Source organism: Chromobacterium piscinae (genome assembly GCF_021129175.1).
Lineage (GTDB): Bacteria > Pseudomonadota > Gammaproteobacteria > Burkholderiales > Chromobacteriaceae > Chromobacterium > Chromobacterium piscinae.
This window is the reverse complement of the sequence record NZ_JAJOHV010000042.1, coordinates 1-18,911: the sequence shown is the minus strand read 5'-3', so window position 1 is coordinate 18,911 and position 18,911 is coordinate 1. Positions and strand designations below refer to the sequence as shown.

At 62.9% G+C, this 18,911-nt stretch carries 19 protein-coding genes, 1 tRNA gene and 1 riboswitch; of the genes, 9 read left to right on the top strand and 11 right to left on the bottom strand.

Annotated elements, in window-relative coordinates:
- Nucleotides 1-19 precede the first annotated feature (19 nt).
- Nucleotides 20-95 (top strand) — tRNA-Ala (locus LQR33_RS12650).
- A 77-nt stretch (nt 96-172) separates the two neighbouring features.
- On the opposite strand, the gene LQR33_RS12645 is transcribed toward LQR33_RS12650, so the two are convergent.
- The 3 genes from LQR33_RS12645 to LQR33_RS12635 all read right to left on the bottom strand — a co-directional run bounded on the left by LQR33_RS12645 (nt 173) and on the right by LQR33_RS12635 (nt 3,129).
- Nucleotides 173-1,879, bottom strand: coding sequence for an amidase (locus LQR33_RS12645; protein WP_231469217.1), 1,707 nt, complete (start codon nt 1,877-1,879; stop codon nt 173-175).
- Entirely contained in the window at nt 1,876-2,040 is a 165-nt protein-coding gene (locus tag LQR33_RS12640) for a hypothetical protein (protein WP_221669122.1), read from the bottom strand. The genes LQR33_RS12645 and LQR33_RS12640 overlap by 4 nt, the downstream gene beginning before the upstream one ends.
- Before the next feature lie 165 nt (nt 2,041-2,205).
- On the bottom strand, nt 2,206-3,129 hold the full coding sequence (locus LQR33_RS12635) for a LysR family transcriptional regulator (protein ID WP_231469214.1): 924 nt from the start codon (nt 3,127-3,129) through the stop codon (nt 2,206-2,208).
- Between the two features lie 21 nt (nt 3,130-3,150).
- On the opposite strand from LQR33_RS12635, the gene aguA reads away from it, so the two are divergent.
- Nucleotides 3,151-4,494, top strand: coding sequence for an agmatine deiminase (gene aguA / locus LQR33_RS12630; RefSeq protein WP_231469212.1), 1,344 nt, complete (start codon nt 3,151-3,153; stop codon nt 4,492-4,494).
- 218 nt (nt 4,495-4,712) lie between these two features.
- Here the strand turns inward: aguA and LQR33_RS12625 are convergent, their stop codons facing one another.
- Nucleotides 4,713-5,675, bottom strand: a complete 963-nt coding sequence (locus LQR33_RS12625; protein ID WP_231469209.1) for an amidohydrolase family protein — start codon at nt 5,673-5,675, stop codon at nt 4,713-4,715.
- A gap of 123 nt (nt 5,676-5,798) precedes the next feature.
- Here LQR33_RS12625 and LQR33_RS12620 point away from each other — a divergent pair, with 123 nt between their 5' ends.
- Together LQR33_RS12620 and LQR33_RS12615 are read left to right on the top strand one after the other, a co-directional pair.
- A complete protein-coding gene (locus LQR33_RS12620; RefSeq protein WP_166439302.1) occupies nt 5,799-6,677 on the top strand; it encodes a LysR substrate-binding domain-containing protein in 879 nt (292 codons plus the stop codon).
- Between the two features lie 178 nt (nt 6,678-6,855).
- Complete coding sequence (locus LQR33_RS12615; protein ID WP_231469207.1) at nt 6,856-7,728, top strand: nitrilase-related carbon-nitrogen hydrolase; 873 nt, start codon at nt 6,856-6,858, stop codon at nt 7,726-7,728.
- 97 nt (nt 7,729-7,825) lie between these two features.
- On the opposite strand, the gene LQR33_RS12610 is transcribed toward LQR33_RS12615, so the two are convergent.
- From LQR33_RS12610 to LQR33_RS12600, 3 genes are all read right to left on the bottom strand, one after another.
- The gene (locus tag LQR33_RS12610; protein WP_231177077.1) at nt 7,826-9,472 is read right to left on the bottom strand and encodes a Na/Pi cotransporter family protein; all 1,647 of its coding nucleotides are present in this window, start codon (nt 9,470-9,472) and stop codon (nt 7,826-7,828) included.
- Nucleotides 9,473-9,927: 455 nt separating this feature from the next.
- Complete coding sequence (locus LQR33_RS12605; RefSeq protein ID WP_231469205.1) at nt 9,928-11,166, bottom strand: NADH:flavin oxidoreductase/NADH oxidase family protein; 1,239 nt, start codon at nt 11,164-11,166, stop codon at nt 9,928-9,930.
- A gap of 153 nt (nt 11,167-11,319) precedes the next feature.
- Nucleotides 11,320-11,589 carry a hypothetical protein gene (locus tag LQR33_RS12600; protein WP_166439291.1) on the bottom strand — a complete coding sequence of 90 codons (270 nt, stop codon included), beginning with the start codon at nt 11,587-11,589 and terminating at the stop codon, nt 11,320-11,322.
- Between LQR33_RS12600 and LQR33_RS12595 the strand changes: the two genes are divergently transcribed.
- Entirely contained in the window at nt 11,578-12,255 is a 678-nt protein-coding gene (locus LQR33_RS12595) for a type 1 glutamine amidotransferase domain-containing protein (protein WP_205692467.1), read from the top strand. The two genes, LQR33_RS12600 and LQR33_RS12595, sit on opposite strands and share 12 nt — an antisense overlap.
- A gap of 51 nt (nt 12,256-12,306) precedes the next feature.
- Nucleotides 12,307-12,720 carry a MerR family transcriptional regulator gene (locus LQR33_RS12590; RefSeq protein WP_166439298.1) on the top strand — a complete coding sequence of 138 codons (414 nt, stop codon included), beginning with the start codon at nt 12,307-12,309 and terminating at the stop codon, nt 12,718-12,720.
- Between the two features lie 170 nt (nt 12,721-12,890).
- Here LQR33_RS12590 and LQR33_RS12585 read toward each other — a convergent pair whose 3' ends face one another.
- Both LQR33_RS12585 and LQR33_RS12580 read right to left on the bottom strand, forming a co-directional pair.
- Nucleotides 12,891-13,634, bottom strand: coding sequence for a CbtA family protein (locus tag LQR33_RS12585; RefSeq protein WP_231469203.1), 744 nt, complete (start codon nt 13,632-13,634; stop codon nt 12,891-12,893).
- A gap of 13 nt (nt 13,635-13,647) precedes the next feature.
- On the bottom strand, nt 13,648-13,860 hold the full coding sequence (locus tag LQR33_RS12580; protein WP_021478474.1) for a CbtB domain-containing protein: 213 nt from the start codon (nt 13,858-13,860) through the stop codon (nt 13,648-13,650).
- 2 nt (nt 13,861-13,862) lie between these two features.
- A riboswitch (adenosylcobalamin (AdoCbl) riboswitch) is annotated at nt 13,863-14,024 on the bottom strand.
- Nucleotides 14,025-14,079: 55 nt separating this feature from the next.
- Between LQR33_RS12580 and LQR33_RS12575 the strand changes: the two genes are divergently transcribed.
- The 3 genes from LQR33_RS12575 (at nt 14,080) to LQR33_RS12565 (ending at nt 15,566) form a co-directional block, all read left to right on the top strand.
- Nucleotides 14,080-14,649 (top strand): histidine phosphatase family protein, encoded by a 570-nt coding sequence (locus tag LQR33_RS12575; protein ID WP_231469201.1) that lies wholly within the window; start codon nt 14,080-14,082, stop codon nt 14,647-14,649.
- A 67-nt stretch (nt 14,650-14,716) separates the two neighbouring features.
- Nucleotides 14,717-15,070: a hypothetical protein gene (locus tag LQR33_RS12570; RefSeq protein WP_231469199.1), complete on the top strand. Its 354-nt coding sequence runs from the start codon at nt 14,717-14,719 to the stop codon at nt 15,068-15,070.
- Nucleotides 15,071-15,128: 58 nt separating this feature from the next.
- Complete coding sequence (locus LQR33_RS12565) at nt 15,129-15,566, top strand: DUF411 domain-containing protein (RefSeq protein WP_021478471.1); 438 nt, start codon at nt 15,129-15,131, stop codon at nt 15,564-15,566.
- A 67-nt stretch (nt 15,567-15,633) separates the two neighbouring features.
- Here LQR33_RS12565 and LQR33_RS12560 read toward each other — a convergent pair whose 3' ends face one another.
- Together LQR33_RS12560 and nadB are read right to left on the bottom strand one after the other, a co-directional pair.
- Nucleotides 15,634-16,713 carry a chitosanase gene (locus LQR33_RS12560; protein WP_221667545.1) on the bottom strand — a complete coding sequence of 360 codons (1,080 nt, stop codon included), beginning with the start codon at nt 16,711-16,713 and terminating at the stop codon, nt 15,634-15,636.
- 346 nt (nt 16,714-17,059) lie between these two features.
- Nucleotides 17,060-18,649: an L-aspartate oxidase gene (gene nadB, locus LQR33_RS12555; protein ID WP_166439292.1), complete on the bottom strand. Its 1,590-nt coding sequence runs from the start codon at nt 18,647-18,649 to the stop codon at nt 17,060-17,062.
- Between the last annotated feature and the right edge of the window lie 262 nt (nt 18,650-18,911).

Sequence of the window (18,911 nt, the reverse complement as noted above, 5' to 3'; positions counted from 1 at the left end):
TTAGGATGCCTGAGTCGATGGGCCGATAGCTCAGCTGGGAGAGCGCTGCGTTCGCAATGCAGAGGTCGGGAGTTCGATCCTCCTTCGGTCCACCAGAATTCATGCGACGGGAAGCATAAGTTGGCCGAAACGGCCAGCCTATACTTCCCGTTTCGCAGTTTCTAACTGCTGCTCATTGACCTAGCGGCGGTGTGCGCGGCGGGATCATGCGCTTGTTGCCGGTGGCTTCAAATGCGCCAGCGAAGCGCAGCAGCGCGTTGTCATCATAGGCGCGCCCCGCAAAAGTCAGCCCCACCGGCATGCCGATATCAGCCATCACCCCCATCGGTACGGTAACCGTCGGGACGCCAAGATGGCGGATGGCGAGGTTGCCATTGGCCACCCAGATGCCGTTGCTCCAGGCAATGTCGGCCGAGGCCGGATTGACGTCCGCATCGGCAGGGCCGACGTCTGCCACGGTGGGGAACAGCACCGCGTCCAGCTTTAGCTGATCCATCCAGTCTTCCAGATCCAGCTTGCGGGTCTTTTCCAAACCACGCAGACCATCCGGCACGCTTTCAATCTGGTCATAGGACTTGAGGCCCCGCTTGGCCATGTTGACGTATTCGTCCATGCCGGCGGCCAGGTCTCCTTCGCGGTTTGGCAAGGTGCCCGGATCGTGCGGGAAGATCTTCGGACCATCCACGTCAGCCAGTTTGTTGAGCTTGGGGTCGCCGTTGGCGCGCAGGAACTCATCGAACGCCCAACCGGATAGTTCCCACAGCTCGTCATCGAGGAACTCAGGCGAGACGATGCCGCGGTTGAATACGGTGGGCGCGCCGGGACGATCGCCTTCACAATTGGAAACCAGCGGAAAACCCACTTCGATGACTTCTGCTCCGGCGGCTTCCAGCGCTTGGCGCGCGGCTTCCCAGAGATCGATCACCGACGCGCGGGTATGGATGCGCTGTCCGGTCGGGCCGCCGATGCCAGGCGTCTCGCTGGTGCCGGCCAGTTCGTCTTTGTTGATGTACATGCGCGGTACGCCAAAGCGCTTGCCTTTGAGCATGTCGGGCTGAGCCAGCAGGCCGGAATAGGAATCCGGCCGAACCGCCGAGGCTTTGGGAATCTCCACCCAGGGCTGCAGTCGCCATAGGTCGCCGCGGCTGATCGGGTCGTCTGCGACGATGACGTCGAGCACTTCCAGCAGGTCCGCCATGGTGCGGGCGTACGGCACGACAACGTCCATGGTCGGCGTCAACGGCCAGTTGCCGCGCACCGAGATGACCCCGCGAGACGGCGTATAAGCGCACAGGCCATTGTTGGAAGCCGGGCCGCGGCCGCTAGACCAGGTCTCCTCAGCCATGCCGAAGGCGGCGAAGCTGGCGGCGGTAGCGGTGCCGGCGCCATTGGAGGAGCCGGAGGCGAACGGCGCCGTCAGGTAGTCGGCGTTGTAGGGGCTTTCGGCGCGGCCGTAGCAGCCGCGCTGCATGCCGCCATTGGCCATGGGCGGCATATTGGTCTTGCCCAGGCAGATGGCGCCGGCCGCGCGCAGGCGCGCGATGGTGAAGGCATCGTGTTGGGCGACCAGATCCTTGAACGCCGGGCTGCCTGAAGCGGCGGTCAGCCCCTTCACCAGATAGCTGTCCTTGGCGGTATAGGGGATGCCGTCCAGCGGGCTTAGCGTTTCGCCACGGGCGCGGCGGGCATCGGATGCCTCGGCTTCCTGGATCGCATCCGGATTACGCACCACCACCGCATTGAGCCTGGTATCCGTCGCGGGGCCATCGTAGGCCTCTATTCGCGCCAGATAGGCCTTGACCAGTTCAACCGCTGTCGAACGCCCGGACTCGAGCGCTGCGCGCAGCTCGGCGATGGATAGCTCGGTAACCTCGATCATGCTACTACCTCCACTAAGAAGACGGATTTCATTCCCATCGCGGTGACCGTTTCCTGCAGGCGCAGGCGGGTCAGCGCGCTCAGAACCTGTTCAAAGTCTGCTGCGCTTCGGCGATACGGCGTTGAAAACAAACTCAAAATGCTCATGTACCACTTGTACATTCCGCTTTTTCACTCGTTTTCGCCTTGTCCCGCTCTTGCTCGCGAGACTTTGAACAGGTTCTCAGGCGTCGCACGATAGCCGGCGCGCGCATGGGTTGTTCTGCAATATGGCGGCTAATCTACAAGAGATAGCGTTATGCGGGAAAATGATTCATTTTGATGCACTCATTCATGCGGCGAATACTGGGGCAGCATCATGCCGTGCGCCGCATCATCGGACTCGATGAGCTTGCGCATCAAGTCGCGCAGCCAGTGCAGCGCGGGATTACTATCCTGTACTGGGTGCCAGATGCAGTTAAGGTGATAGCCTGGCAACTCTTCCGGCAACGCAACTGTCTTCAACGGCCAGTAGCCCGCTATCATCGCCGCGACTTTCTTTGGCAGGATAAACAAATGATCGGTGTTGCTGACGATGGCGGCTGCAGCCATATAGCTTTGGCTGTGCACCGAAATCTTGCGTTGCAAGCCGCGCTCGGCAAGAAAATCATCCATTGGCGACCCCAGATTGCCCAGCGGCGCGTGGAAGACATGCGGCAAGGCAATCAGATCCGATAGTGTCAGCCTATCGTTCTGGAGAGGGTGATCATGGCGCAAGATGCCGATCAGCGGCTCGTTCAGCCAAGTTTCCCGGCACAGATAGTTGGGGATGGACATGTATTCGTCAAAACCCAGCAGGAAGTCGATTTCACCGTCGGCAAGCGCCAGTTCCGGAATGTCTTCCCGCAGGATGGTGATGTCGATATGAACGTTAGGCGCTTCCTCCGCCAGTTTTTTCACCAGAGGCGGAATCAGCACGCACTCTACATAATCCGTGGTGCACAGGGTGAAGCGGCGCGCCGATGTCGCCGGGTCAAAGGCCTCGGGCTGGCTGAAATGGCTTTGCAGCAGGCTGAGCGCCTGATGGACGCCCTGTTGCAGATAGAGCGCTTTTTGTGTCGGCAGCATGCCGTGCGGCGAGCGCACCAGCAGCGGGTCGTCGAAGAATGTCCGCAAACGATTGAGCGAGTGGCTCATCGCAGGCTGGCTGACAAACAGTTTCTCTGCCGCCCGCGTGACGCTGCGCAGGCTGACCAAGGCATCCAGCGCCAACAGCAGGTTCAGATCCAGTTGATGCAGTTTCACATCATTCACCGTATTTATGAAAGTATTCGTATTGTTCATTTGCTGAATAGTTTGGCTCTCCCTAGACTGCGTCTGTCAATCACTTCCTCGTGCATGGCAGAAAAGACGGGTCATCACGGCCCGCTGGCCTGGCGCCGCTGTGGCCGCGCCAACCCGGCTCGTCCTCTGCACATGCACGATGTTTTGAATACTTCTGATGGCATCAATCAAGTCATGGTGATCAAAATGCACAGCAAAACGCTCAACAGCCTACCCGCCGCCGACGGCTTTCATATGCCTGCCGAGTGGGCCCCGCAGCAGGCGGTATGGATGATCTGGCCGCAGCGTCCGGATAACTGGCGCAATGCCGGCCGCGAAGCGCAACAGACCTTCGCCGCCATCGCCAAGGCTATTGCGGCTGCCACCCCGGTCTTCATGGCGGTGCCGCAAGCATGCATGGCCGAGGCCCGCGCGGTGATGCCATCCGAAGTCACGCTGGTGGAAATGAATAGCGATGACTGCTGGATGCGCGACAGCGGCCCGACCGTGGTCATCGACAAGACAGGCAATGCGCGCGGCGTGGACTGGCAATTCAATGCCTGGGGCGGCCTCAATGGCGGGCTGTACCATCCTTGGGATCAGGATAGTGAAGTCGCGAGCCAGGTGTTGGCCCAGCATGGCTTTGATCGCTACGCAGCCCCGCTGGTGCTGGAAGGCGGCTCGATTCATGTCGACGGTGAAGGCACTCTGATGACCACCGCAGAGTGTCTGCTCAACCCCAACCGCAATCCGCACTTGTCCCAGGCCCAGATTGAAGCCTTGCTGTCCGAATATCTGGACGTGAGCCACTTCATCTGGCTGCCGGAAGGCGTATTCATGGATGAAACCGACGGCCACATCGACAATATGTGCTGCTTTGCCCGCCCGGGTGAGGTGGTGCTGCACTGGGTCGATGATGAGCAGGATCCACAGTATCCGCGTTCGCAGGCCGCCTACGAAGTGCTGTCCAAAGCGCGCGACGCCAAGGGCCGCCAGCTCAAGATCCACAAGATGCTGGCCCCGGGTCCCTTGTTCTATGAGCAGGAGGAAACGGCTGGGGTGGTGGCTAGCGGTCAGGCCGTGCCGCGCGAGGTTGGCGAGCGCATGGCCGCTTCTTATGTCAATTTCCTGATCAGCAACGGGCAGATTATTTTTCCGCTGCTGGATGAGCGTACCGATGCCGCGGCAGCCAGCCGACTGCAGGAGATCTTCCCTGAGTACCGAATTGTCGGCGTCCCGGCACGCGAAGTACTGCTTGGTGGCGGCAATATCCACTGCATAACCCAGCAGATTCCGGCAGGCAAGGCAAGCTGAGGCGCTATCGTACACGGCGGGTGAATTCCCGCCGTTTCTGTCTGCTATGAACCAAGCTTGTGCAGAATTCTGCGTGCGGCCAGCATATGGTTCCTGGTTCGCGTTTCTAGCTGCTACATCATCCCAAATCCATTCCGTTTTCTTCCAGTCCCATTCCGGAAAAGCGTTGCCCGGAAAGGTTTTCCACGTTTGAAACGCCGTTCCAGCTCTTGGCCAGCTTATGGGCGCAAGCTGTCGACTGGTCCCAGCCGAGGGAACAGGGCCAGCGCGTTGCGGCGGTTGATCGCGGCATGCTCCGCCGCAGACAGTTCAGCGCATGCATCCAGCTGGGCGGTGAATGACGCTCCAACCGCTGCCGGCGCGTAGGGATAATCGCTGCCGTACAGGATGCGGTCGACGCCGGCGAAGGCGGTCAGGCTGGGAAGGGCTATCCGAGCGGAGGATAGCGCGGTGTCGAAATAGAAGCGCTGGAACAGGCGCAGCAATTCCTCGGTCGTCGGGACATCATGGCGCACGCCCGGGGCCAGTTCGGCGAAGCGATGGGACGCGTACGGCAGAAAGCCGCCTGCATGGGATAGGATGACGTTCACGTCCGGATGGCGCGCCAACGTGCCGTTCAGCACCATCTGCACCGCGGTGCGGGTGGTGTCGAAGGGGTAGTCCACCAGCGGGCCGGGCATGCCGGCGATGGCGTCGATGCCGGGTTTGCCCGGATGGATGAACACGGTGGCGCGCCGCCGATTCAGTTCGGCCCATACCGGCTCGAATGCCGGATCGCCCAGGTATTGGCCGCCGTAGTTGCTGAGCAGAACCACGCCGTCCGCTTTCAATGCGTCAAAGGCAAATTCGATCTCCCGCAGCGAGCCTTCGATGTCCGGCAGCGGCACGGTGGCGAAATTGCCGAAGCGGTCTGGACGGTGTTCCACCAGGCCGGCGGTGTATTCATTGACGCGGCGGGCCATGTCCCGCTTGGACTGGCCGGACCAGCCCTGCACGCCGGGGGCGGTCAGAGACAACACGCCGGTGGCGATGCCTTGGCTGTCCATGAAGGCGATAGCGCTCTGCGGGCTCCATTCCGGGCTTTTCCAGCCGGAAGGGTCGCCGCCGTGGGCGGGCAGGGCTTCAGCCCAGAATGGGGGAACGACATGCTGATGGACATCGATGCGTTGAGTAGCGGTCATGGTGTGGCTCCTGATTCATGGCGCCGCGGCGCGGCGTCTGATGTCCAGAGTAGGCGCGCTTGAAAAATCACTCCAATAGATTAAATTTCAAGATTGATCATTTTTAGTGATGAGTTTGGGCGCATGGAATTACGCCATTTACGCTATTTCCTGGCGGTTGCCGATGAGGGCCATTTCGGCCGGGCCGCCGAAAAGCTGCATATCGTCCAGCCGGCCTTGAGCGCCCAGATCCGCTCATTGGAAGAGGAGTTGGGCGTGATCTTGTTCGTGCGCAGCACGCGCAAGGTGGAGTTGTCCGACGCTGGACGGATTCTGCTGATCGAGGCGAGGCGCACGGTGGAGCAGGCCGAGCGCGCCAAGAGCGTGATGCGCCGCGCCGCGCGGGGCGAAACCGGCGTGGTGAGGATAGGTTTCGTCGGCAATGCCGTGGCGGCGGGACGTTTATCGGATGATTTGCTGGCCTTCCATGCGGCCTGGCCGGATGTGGCGGTGGAGTTGCATGAAATGGCGCCGGCGGAGCAGTTGGAAGCGATTCTGGCCGGACGGCTGGATGTCGGCTATTGCCCGCAACTTGGCCATTCGCTTCCAGCCGGCTTGCAGGCTAGATCGGCGGGTAGCTGGCACTGGGAGGTGGCGATGGGAGCGCGGCATCCCTTGGCCGCGCACCGCTCATTGCGCGTCTCTGACTTGCATGAGCAGCCGTTCATCGTTTACGCCGCCGATGGCGACGATGAGGGCCAGTTGCCGATGTTGCGCCGGCTATTGGGCGGCGAACCGCGCATCGCTTACAAGGTGGGCAGCACCATGTCGGTTCTGGCCTTGGCGGCGGCGGGCTTGGGCCTGGCCCTGGTGCCAGCGCCGGTGCGCAAAATGGCGGCGCCTAATCTTGTTTATCGCCGATTGGCGGAGCGCTCGCCGCTGGTGTCGGAATTGGCGGCGATCAGCCGGGCGGGCGACGAATGGGGCGCGGCGCGGCGCTATCTGGACATGCTGAATGGCTGAGCATGCGCGGCGTCAGCCAAGGCAGTCTGGCCTCGCCCATTGCAATCGTTTTTGACGGCGGTTTGATGATGGCAATGCTTTTCATCGGAAGGCGGCCACCTCTGGAACATCGGCAAGGAACCTCGACTCCTATCTGGATCACTCAAGGTTTCGACCCCATCCCATACTGGAAATCGCCATGCCGCACGCCGTTTTGCCTGCAGAAAAAACCGCCCGCTCCGTAAGTATCGCCTGTTGCCAACTTGCGCCTGTGTTCGGGGATGTCTCCGGCAATATGCGCCGCAGCCGCGATGCGCTGATCCAGGCGTCGCGCCGAGGGGCGAAACTCGCCATCCTGCCCGAGCTGGCCAACACGGGTTACGTTTTTTCCAGCCGCGACGAAGCCTGGGGGCTTGCCGAAACAGCCGCCGGGCCATGCGTCAGCGAATGGCGCGAACTGGTCGCCGAGCTGGATCTCATCGTTGTCGCTGGCTTTTGCGAGGCGGATGGCGACGGGCTGTATAACAGCGCTGTGCTGCTCAGGCCGGATGGCGGACAGACCTGCTACCGGAAAGCGCACCTGTGGGATGGCGAGAAGGCGATTTTCGATGTGGGGAATCAACCCCCGCCGGTGGTGGAAACGGCGATTGGCCGGCTGGGCATGATGATCTGCTATGACCTGGAGATTCCTGAGTGGACGCGCCTGCCTGCGCTGGCCGGCGCGGACTTGCTCTGTGTCCCGGTCAACTGGCCGGCGCAGTCTCATCCGGAGGGCGAACGGCCAGCGGAAATGATCAAGGCGCAAGCCAACGCCGCATTCAACCATTTGCCTGTGGCGGTTTGCGACCGCGCCGGCAGCGAGCGGGGCGTGGATTGGGCGGGCTGTTCGCTGATCACCGACGCCAAGGGCTACGTGTTGGCGCGCGCCAGCCGCCAAGACGGCGATTGCCAGCTGATTCTGGCAGCGCTTGATCTGGCCGCAAGCCGAGACAAATACATCAGCCCGCGCAATGATGTATTGGCGGATCGCCGGCCGGAGCTGTATCGCGCGCTGCTGGATCCCTCGCGCTGAAGGCGGCCGCGGGTCGGCTGGCCGGATCCACGCGGGAGGCAAGCGGTGAGAAGGGGGCATGTCCAAGACATTCGCCCGCATGGCCGTCAGCCGAGCGCTATGACGTGGCTAGCCGATCGGCCGGCAGCTCCCCGCGTTGTTCGAGCAGCGGGTAGGCGGTGCCGGTCAGATAGGAATCTATGCGTTTGAGGACGCGAAGGGTCTCCAGGTAAAGGTTGCCTGCGGCCAGATCGCTGGTGCTGCCCGCCCGGATCTGGTTGAACTGGCGCTCGGCGGCGTTCAGCTCCATCTCGCGCAGGCGCGCCTTCTCCTTCAACAGTTGATGCGCCGAGCTGGCGTCGCCGAACATCAATATGGTGACGGCCAGGTGCAGGTGGCCCAGCAAGCGGCCGAGCACTTCGTCGATGTCCGACAATTCTTCCTCCGACAGCGCCAGCTGTTGTTTGACCAGGCGGTTGGCGCAGGCCATCAGGTTTCGGTCCACCATCTCGCTGATATGCTGCAGCACGCTGGCGAAGTTGAGGATCTCGCCGATCCGGCGCAATTCCTCGTCGTCCAGCGAATAGGGGCTGAGCGCGGCCAGATAGCGCTGGATGGCGCCATGCAGCTGGCTCAATTGGTCGTCCATCGCGCGTATCTGGCTGACGCGGTTGCGGTCCACCTCGCGGAAAGCCGCTTGCGATTGGCGCAGCATCAGCGTCAGGACATCCGCCATGCGCAGCACTTCGCGAGCGGCGTTGGTCAAGGCCAGGGTGGGCGTGCCGAGCATGGCCGGGTCCAGGTACATCGGCTGCGAGGGTTCGTCCGGCGAGGCATGCGCGGGCAGCCATGTGACCAGCCAACGAGATAGGCGGGGAAGCGCGCCGATGAACAGCATGGACATCGCCAGATTGAACAACAGATGAAAGTGCGCGGCTAGCCTGCCCGGATCCGGATCCACGCTCAGGATGGCGCGCTGGATGTCGTCCAGAAACGGCAAGGCCAGCAGGCAGCCGGCCAGCCGGTTCACCAGGTTGCCGACCGGCATCCGCAGCTGGGCGGGATCGTTGCGATTGCCTTCCAGCACCGGATTGAGCGCGCTGCCGAGATTGGCGCCCAACACCATGGCGACGGTGATGGTCGGCGACAGCACGCCGGCGCCGGCCAGGGACATGATGAACAGCATCGAAGCCACGCTGGAGTGGGCGGCCAGCGAGAACAAGGCGGCAAGCAGCAGGTTGAGCGTAGGGTCGCTGGTGATGTTTTCCAGCAGCAGGCGCAGCGTGCGCGACGCCTCGATAGGCTGAACCGTCTCCAGTATCAGGTGCAGCGCCAGCAGCATCAGGCCGAGGCCGATGCCGACCCGGCCCATGTCGCGGGTGCGGGTGCGCGCGCTGCGGCGGAAGGCGGTGACGCCGGCGAGTATCAGGATGGGGAAGGCCAGCGTGATGTTGAACGACAGCGCCTGCACGATCAGCGTGGTGCCGACATTCGCGCCGAGCATGACGGCCAGCGAAGGCGCCAGATCCACCATGCCGCCGGCGGCGAAGGAGCCGAGCATCAGGGCCGTGGCGGTGCTGCTTTGCAGCAAGGTGGTGATGCCTAGGCCGGAGAGGAAAGCCCGCAGCGGAGTGCGGAGGCTTTTGCCGAGAAATTGGCGAATCTGGCTGCCGAAGGCCCTCAGAATCCCGGTATGGACCATGTGGATGCCCCACATCAGCAGCGCGACTTCGCCAAACAAATCTATGAGTATTTGAGTTGCCATATGGCCCGGCCTCTTTGAAAAACGATGAAGCCCTTTTAGGCGGATATGCCCTGCGGGGATTCATGGCGGTTTGCCAAGCTCGTTTGCCAGTGGCTTTAACCCGGCGGCGGCGCCGGGAAAAGCCCGATATGGGCGCAGGCCCTTCTCCCTGCGCGCGGCATTTCACCTTGCAGGCGGAAGCGGCCGGATTGAGTGCTGTTTTATTGATCATAATCTGAAATTTTTGCAGTTTCAGATAAAAGGTCTTTATTTTTCCCTTTGATAGAAATTGAAATGGCGATGAAAAACTATTGCGAATCCGGAGCCGATGGGTTCATCAAATCTCAATCAGCCATTTCAGTCTTTCATGCCGCTGCGGCTGCGGTTTTCTCGTCGCGGCCGGTTTTCGATGGTTGCGCTATTCGACGGCGGAGACTGTGGCGGCGGCGAGGCGGTATTTTTCCCCGCCGCAATGTTCATGTCGAAGCGGCCTGGCGCCGGATCCAGCGGCGGTAGCGTCCGGTCCGGATCTTGGCGTCCCACTGTTGCCGCAGCAGCGCCAGGGCCGGGAAGACATCGGGCCGGGTGCGTTTGCCCAGGCTGAGGCGGCGCAGTTGGTATTTCACCATCGCCATATACCCGACCGAGGCTAGCACCTTGTTCTTCCAGGGGATGGCGCGCAGCCGCGGCGCGGTCGACGCGTCGCTGCGCCAGGCCTTGGGCAGATTGGGGTTTATCGCCAGCGCGGTGGCCATGCCGGCGATGGAGACGCCGCTGTTCAGCACCTGTTCGACGACCGGGTAGCGGCGGATGCCGCCGGTCACCATGATGGGTATCCGCGCGACCGAGGCGATGTCCTGGGCGAATTCCAGGAAATAGGCCTCGCGGGCCAGAGTATGGCCGTCGCGTGTCTGGCCGTGCATGGCTGGCGCTTCGTAGCTGCCGCCGGACAGTTCGATCAGGTCCACGCCCAGCGGGTTCAGCATGGCCGCCACTTGCTTGGCGTCGTCGGCGCTGAAGCCGCCGCGCTGGAAATCGGCCGAATTGATCTTCACCGAAACGGCGAAGCCGGCACCCACGGCCTGGCGCACTTCGCGGACGATGTCCAGCAACAGGCGGGCGCGGTTTTCCAGGGGGCCGCCCCAGCGGTCGGCGCGCTGGTTGGTGATGGGCGACAGAAACTGGCTGATCAGGTAGCCATGCGCGGCGTGGATCTGCACGCCGGAAAAGCCGAATCGCTCCGCCAGCCGCGCCGTGTTGACGAAGCGGGCTTTCACGTCGGCGATATCGGCTTCGGACATCGCGCGCGGCGCGGCGAACTGTTTGGAGAAATTGCCGAGGTCCATGGCCACAACGGATGGCGCGATGGTTTCCTGTCCCAGCGCGGCGGGCATCTGGCGGCCCGGGTGGTTGATCTGCATCCATATCTGCGCGCCTTGTGCGCGGGCGGCTGCGGACCACTTCTCAAAGCGTTCGCCGAATCGCGCCGACTCCAGCACCACCCCGCCTGGGCCGGTCATCGCGCGCCGGTCCACCATGACGTTGCCGGTGATGATCAGCCCCACGCCACCTTCCGCCCAGGCGCGGTACAGGCGGATCAGTTGTTCTGACGGCGCGTGGTCGCGGTCGGCCATGTTTTCCTCCATGGCGGCCTTGGCCAGGCGGTTCGGCAGCAGGCTGCCATTGGGCAGGGTGAGGGACGCGAAGGGATTCATCGTGGTCTCCAGGGTTGCGATGAGCGCACGATAGGATTAAAGCCAACTTTAAGGTCAAGTCTGCCGATGAAGAAATTTCTGCAGGCGAGGCGGAAGACCGGTTTTGAGATCAAGTGCTTGAGCGGGCGAGGAGCGGGATAGGGGAGCGCGGAGTCAGGCGGGCAAGAGCTTGTTGACATTAAAGCTGGCTTTAATCTTAGCATGGGGCTTGGCGCGCATTTCAATGCCTATGGTATTTGTCCGGAAGGCAAAATGGCGCGATGTACTATCATGAAGAAGGTGTTGTCCGTGCCCATTTTCAACAAACCCGTTCTGGTCGCCATGTCCATGCCAATCACGCAAACCGCCGCGGCGGACGCCGCGCCCCTGGTCCAGGAACCCTCCGCCTGCGCCGGCAAGATCCTGATGGTCATGACCAATCATGACCGCTATCCGAGCCGAACCGAGCGCACCGGATTGTGGCTGGCCGAGCTGACGCACGTTTACGATGCGCTGACAGAAGCCGGCTACGCCATCGATTTCGCCAGCCCGAACGGCGGCGCCGTGCCGCTGGACCCGCGCAGCCTGGGCTGGCCCCATGCCGATGCCGCCGCCAAGGCACGCCTGAACGACCCGGCCTTCATGGCGCTGTTGCAATCGACCCGGGCGGTGGCCGACATCGATCCCGGCGCTTACCGCGCCATCTTCTACACCGGCGGCCATGGCACGATATGGGATTTCCGCGACAACGCCGATCTGAACCGGGTCGCCGAAAGCATTTACCGCAGTGGCGGCATCGTCTCGGCGGTGTGCCATGGACTGGCGGGCCTGCTCGATCTCCAGACCGAGGAGGGCCGGCCGCTGCTGGAAGGCCGCCGCGTGACCGGCTTCTCCAATTTCGAGGAGGCGCTGTCCGGGGTGAAGGACCAGGTGCCCTATCAACTGCAAAGCGAGATGGAGGCCAGAGGAGGGCGCTACGAGAAGGCTGTCATGCCTTTCGGCAGCTTCGCGCTGACGGATGGCCGCCTCATCACCGGCCAGAATCCGCGTTCCAGCAAGGCGCTGGCCCAGGCCTTGCTGGCGGCGCTGCGCAATGAGCCAGCGCGGTAGGCCGGCCGCGGTGTCCGATGAGACTCAGGCAAGAGCTAGGTCTGGAGCGGCATGAAAATCGGAGAACTGGCCAAGCGCAGCGGCATGGCGGCCTCGGCGATCCGCTTTTATGAATCCAAGGGCTTGCTGAAGGCGGCCAGCCGCCAGGCCAACGGCTATCGCGACTATCCGCCCGAGACGGTGGCGGTGCTGTCCATCATTCGCGACGCGCAGCAAGCCGGCTTCACGCTGGATGAGATCAGGCAGATTCTGCCGGAGGATACTTCGTCCTGGCGGCATGACGAGTTGTTGGCCACGCTCAGGCGCAAGATGGCGGACATCGAGTTGTTGCAGGCCCGGCTGGCGCAAAGCAAGTCGCATATTCTGTCGCTGATCCAGCTGATCGAGTCCAAGCCCGAGGGTATGGACTGCGTCGACAACGCCGCCCGGGTGATGGCGGGCATGGGCATCGCGCACGGCCGTTAGGCTGCCGCGCGGTACATTGGGAAACGGAGCGAATGCGCCGCCCCGGTCTGATTGCTGAGGTATCGCCGGCATGATGACCTGCTGCGCATTGGGCGTGGGCTGCTTGTGCTGTCATCCAAAACAAAACACCCCCGCCGAGGCGAGGGTGTCGGGAGTGGGACCGTTTTCGTTCAATTGATCTGAAACGCCCCGCGGCGATCTTCCAGCAGCCGTTCCACCAGGCTGCCGAATGCCACGCCCAGCCCAGCCCACAGTATCGCCTGGATGCCGAACGACGCCATCCGGAAGCGCCATAGCAACACGGCGGAGAATTGCTCGGGGATTTCGTTTACTTCGGGCAGCAGCGACTGGGCGATGATCACCAGCGCGATGAAGGCCGCGCCGGCGATCAGCGTCGCATCCCAAGCTCCGAAATGGGCAATCAGCTTGCGGGCCAGGAACACTGCGATGGCGAGCGCCGCCAGCGACACGGCTATCATCGCGAAAAACAACGCGGTGCGGGAGCCTATGGTGCCGGGATCGCCCACCGCCGGCGGATTGGGCGGATATTTGAGGAAGGGAACCAGCGCGAACGAGATGAAGCCCATCAGGGCCATCAGCGCCGACAGCGCGCGGGCGCGCAGCGCGCCGATGCGGCCGTAGATGAAGGCGAACGCCAGCGCGAACAGGCCGCCCACGGCGGTGCCGAACACGCCGACGCCGATGAACAGGCCGATGCCGGACTGGACGCCGCGGCTGACCAGTTCCGGCATTTCATCGTGCTGGTGTCCGCCGCTTTTTGCCATTTCCATTTTTTCTTCGAAGGCGATCGCGCCTTCGATCTGGGGCTCGCCGACGATCTTGGCGAAGCCGAAAGCCAGCAGACTGGCCAGAAAGCCCGCGATCATGCCGCGGATCAAAAGACTTCTCACCATGTCCGGCGTCTCCTTAGTGGCAGGGGAAGCCCAGCAGGTGGCGGCCGTCATGGACGAATTCGTGCACATACATGCTGTTGAAGATGGCGGCGGCGCCTTCCTCCACGCCGACGAAGTAGATCGCCAGCAGCATCAGAATGCCGCCGAAGACTGCCCAGGGCAGTAGTTGGCGAATGGGGAGGGACACGGGCTGGATCGCCGGCGCCAAGACGGGGCTTGCATGCATGAGATATCTCCTTGAGGATGACGCGTCCTGAAACGGATGGTTGGCGGGATGCGAAGGCCTGACTTTTCATGCCTGTCCGCATGGCGGATCAGGCTGATACACAGTGGCGCGACCGTGCCGGATTCGCACCGGCTTCCTCGCATCGAGACGATGTGGATTCTAGAGAGCCGAGAGAAAATGTCAAAGAACTTCAGAGCGTTTTGACGGAGAGCCAAGAGCATGACGACCCGTATCACCCTGCTGTGCGTGCCGGCGACCCGCGCGCTGCGCGCCGGCCATTTCCCGGCGGATGATCAGCTGGAGCCGGAGGCGCTGGAGCGGGCGGCGAGCCTGGCCGGTTCGCTGGGGCTGGCCGACCTGGCGCTTCGCAGCCCGGAACGGTGCGCCCGGCAGACCGCCGACGCGCTGGGATGCGCGGCGGAGGAGGCCGCGGCGTTGCGGGAGGCGGATCATGGCCGTTGGCGCGGCCTGTCGTTGAAGGCGGTCGCGGCGGCGGAGCCGGAAGCCTTGAACGCATGGCTGTCTGACCCGGGATGTCCGGCGCCAGGGGGGGAGTCGCGGCTGGCAATGATCGAGCGCGTCGGCCATTGGTTCGAGCATTTCCGCTGGCCGGCCGGCCATGTCCTGGTCATCGCCCACGCCAGCGCCATCAAGGCGATGCTGCTGCGAGCGCTGGATTTGCCGCCGCCAGCGTATCGGCAGATCGACGTCGCGCCGCTGGCCCGGATCGGATTGTCCCGGCATCAGGATCTGTGGCGCTTGCGCCTGGGGAGCGATGGCCCCGCATGATGGGGCGGATTTGATCTGTGTGCGTTTGCCGCGCCGTCCGGCATGGTATCGTCGCGGAATGAGAATCTTGCGCCGCATCCTGTTGCTGATCGTGCTGCAGCTGTCCCTGTTCGGGATGGCGGCGGCGCATGAGCCGTTGACGGGCATGGCGTCGCTTGAAGCGTGCGCGGCGATGAGCGCGCCGCGGGATTGCGCCGGGATGGCCGCCAAGCCATCCGCGAAGCATGCGGAGGGGAATGGCGCGGCCGCTTGCGGTTCTACTGGCTGCGCGCAGGCCTGCCTGCCGCTGTTCATCAAGGCGTCTTTGCCCGGTGTGGCCGCTCTGGCTTGCTGCGGCGTGAGGATCGCGGCGCAGCCGGTCCTGTTCCCTGGCCCGGTCTTGCCGCCGCCGTTGCGTCCTCCCGAGTTTGCCCGGATCTGAATCTTCCCGCGCGCTGCCGCGCGCAATCGATCTGGACATCCATCTAAAGGAGGACATCATGTCCCCGTTGCGTCATTTTCTGTTCGCATCCGCGTTGGCCGCCGCCAGCGCATCCGTTCTGGCCGCCGTTCCCGTCACTGTCTACAAGAGCCCGAGCTGCGGCTGCTGCGAGGCTTACATCGCTTATCTGAAACAGAATGGCTTCTCGGTTTCCGCCGTCAACCGCGACGATATGCAGCAGGTGAAAAGCCAGCTCGGCGTGACGCCGGGCATGGGCAGCTGCCATACCGCCAAGGTTGGCCGCTACGTGGTGGAAGGCCATGTGCCGGCTGCCGCCATCAAGCGGCTGTTGGCTGGCAACAGCAAGCTGGTCGGCATCGCTGTGCCCGGCATGCCGCTGAATTCGCCCGGCATGGGCGAGACCAAGCCGGGCACGCTGCCGGTGTATGCGATGTCGGCGGACCAGAAGACCGGCGTGTTGTACGGCCGTTTCTAAGCGTTGAAACGAAAACCGCGCGCGCCGGTTTCGATGGCGCGCGCGATTTTGCCTGGCGTGGGGCGGCTTACTTCATTTCCCAGTCGGTGACTTTCTGCACCGCGGCGTCGGCGTTTTTCAGATCGGTCTCGCCCTGACTCAACAGCGTGCTCCATTGCTTGACGCGGTTCTTGCCATTGGGCGGCTGGTTGTAGTGGTTGGTGTCGACGATCTTGCTGCGCTGGGCGTAGAAGGCGGTCATGAAGGTTTTTTCGTCGCTGCTGTTGCCGGAGCGGGACAGCAGGCCCTGCAGCGTGCCGGAATCGCCGGCGGCGCCTTGGTTCAGCGCGGTGTCGACGAAGGAGCCTATGGTCAGCGCGCTGGAGAAGCCGCGTTGGCGGGCCTGTTGCACGCTGTACTGGATGTATACCTTGTAGAAGGTGTTCCACATCGCGTCGCGCCAGGCGGGATTGTTTTGCAGGCCGCCTATCTTGTCGCAGAACACCTTGGCGCTGTCGCTGATCTTCAGGATCTTGCCCTGTATGCTGCCGTGCACGCCGGCGCGGGCCAGGCCGCCGGTGATGGAGGGATTGCTCGCGCCGCTGGAGGCGTCGAATTCCTTGAACAGCGTCGGGCCATCCGGACCTTCGTCATTGGGGCCGCCGGTGGTGGCGCCGAAAATCCCTATCGTGTAGCCGCGCTTGTCTTTGATGTCCTCGCAGTAGCCGTAGAACTTGGTCCATTCCAGCGAGTCCTGCTCCGGCTTGTTGACCAGTTTCATGATGTTGTCCCACTGCTCGCCGTCCAGGCCGGTGTTGGCCTTCAGGAATTTCAGCGTGTTGGGCGGGAAGTTGGCGTCGTGGTCGGCGGCTTTGGCTTGGGCTGCGGGACGACAGCGCTTGCCGGCCTGCCAGGCCTGGCCCTGTTCCGGCGCGTTGCCCTGGGTCCAGAAGGAGGCGGTGTAATTGACGCCGCCGCGGCCGACGACGCTGCCGGCCATATAGGGCGTGGCGGGGTTCCAGGCGGCGGCGCAGTCGGGCTGGCGGCTTGCCTGCTTCTCGGCGCCGCCGGCAGTGGAGCCCTGGGCGGCAGCGGAACCGGCGGCGAGGAGGGCGAGCCCGGCCAGGATGGCGGATGGGAAGGATAGGCGTTTTGCTGCGTATTTCATGGGTATTCTCCCTGTCTAGGTGGTATTGCCTAAGAGACGCTTCCTGATGAAACAGCTGAAATGATGCGCGGCGTACGCGGGGCGTTGAGCGGATCGAGAAATGCCGCGCGCTGGCGAGCGGCATTGTCGTCGGCCGCGCCGCGCGTAACTGGCTTGGCCCGATGGCGCAGACGCCTTGAGCGGCCGCATGGCATCGAGTTGCGCGCGGGGCCATGATAAGCACGAATAACTCAAATTGAGTTATTTATAATTATAAATAATGTCAATGTGTTGTTTTGATGTCTATACGAGTTGGCGGGCATGAAAAAAGCCGCCAGTTGGCGGCTTTTGGGGGAAGCGGGGAAGATCAGTCGCCGCGCGGGGTTTCGGGCGTCAGCACGGTTTCCGCCGCTTCGGGCAGCAGGTCCGGATAGTCGCGGCTGTAATGCAAGCCGCGGCTTTCCTTGCGCAGCAGCGCGGAGCGGACGATCAATTCAGCGGTTTGCACCAGATTGCGCAGCTCGATCAGGTCATTGCTGACGTGGAAGTTGCTGTAATACTCGTCGATCTCCCCTCTGAGCAGGTCGATGCGGTGCAGCGCGCGCTCCAGCCGCTTATTGGTGCGGACGATGCCGACGTAGTCCCACATCGCGCGGCGCAGCTCTTCCCAGTTGTGCGAGATCACCACTTCTTCATCCGGGTCGGTGACGCGGCTGTCGTCCCAGGCCGGAATCGCCGGCAATTTGATGGCGTCCTGAGCCTGAATGTCTGCCGCCGCCGCCTTGCCTATCACCAGGCACTCCAGCAGCGAGTTGCTGGCCAGGCGGTTGGCGCCGTGCAGGCCGGTATGGGCCACTTCGCCCACCGCGTACAGTCCGGCCACGTCGGTGCGGCCGGCCAGGTCGGTAACGATGCCGCCGCAGGTGAAGTGCACCGCCGGCACCACCGGTATCGGCTGCTGGGTGATGTCTATGCCCAACTCCAGGCAGTGGGCGTAGATATTGGGGAAGTGTTCCTTGATGAATTGCGCCGGCTTATAAGAGATGTCCAGATAGACGCAGTCCAGGCCGTGCTTCTTCATTTCGAAGTCGATGGCGCGGGCCACCACGTCGCGGGGGGCCAGCTCGCCGCGCGGGTCGTGCTGCGGCATGAAGCGGGTGCCGTCCGGCAGTTTCAGAATGCCGCCTTCGCCGCGCACGGCTTCAGTGATCAAGAACGACTTGGAGTGTGGGTGGTACAGGCAGGTGGGATGGAACTGCATGAATTCCATATTGCCGACGCGGCAGCCGGCGCGCCAGCCCATCGCGATGCCGTCGCCGGTGGCGGTGTCCGGATTGGTGGTATAGAGATAGACCTTCCCCGCGCCGCCGGATGCCAGGATGGTGTGCTGGGCGGCGATGGTGACGACTTCGTCGCTGTTCTTGTCCAGCGCGTATACGCCGTAGGCGCGCTTGCCGTCCTGGCCCAGCTTCTGCGAAGTGATCAGGTCTATCGCTATATAGTGCTCCAGCTCGGTGATGTTCGGATGCGCCTTGATCTTCTGGCCCAGGGTGCTGGTCACCGCGGCGCCGGTGGCATCGGCGGCATGGATGATGCGGCGGTGGCTGTGGCCGCCTTCGCGCGTCAGGTGATAACCGGTCTGATGCTCGTCGTCGCGGGTGAAGGGCACGCCCAGTTCGATCAGCCAGTCGATCGCTTCCTTGGAGTGTTCGACGATGAAGCGGGTGGTGTCTTCATTGCACAGCCCGGCGCCGGCGATCAGCGTGTCGCGGATGTGATCCTCCACCGAGTCGTCGGTATCCAGCACGGCGGCGATGCCGCCTTGGGCATAAGTGGAGCTGCCTTCCAGCAGATCGCGTTTGGTGATCAGGCCCACCTTGCGTTTTTCCGCCAGGTGCAGCGCCAGCGTCATGCCGGCCAGGCCGCTGCCGATAATCAGAACATCGAATTTGAGCATATATAGAGTGTCCACGGCAGGCACATCGCGTGCCAAACGCATGGGAGCGTAGCAGAATCGCCTGTCGGCGCGTAGCCGCCGCCGTATTTCCGGTGGTCAGCCAGGCTCGACTGTGGCGGTTTTCTTGCCACAATGGGCGCAGGTCTGAAATCCTTCCCAGCCGATTTTCTTGTAAATCAACGTCTTGCGCGTACTGGCCGAAGAAAGTTCAATTTTTCTCGCAAAAGGTGTTGACGGGTCAGGGGCCCGGGCGTATAGTTCG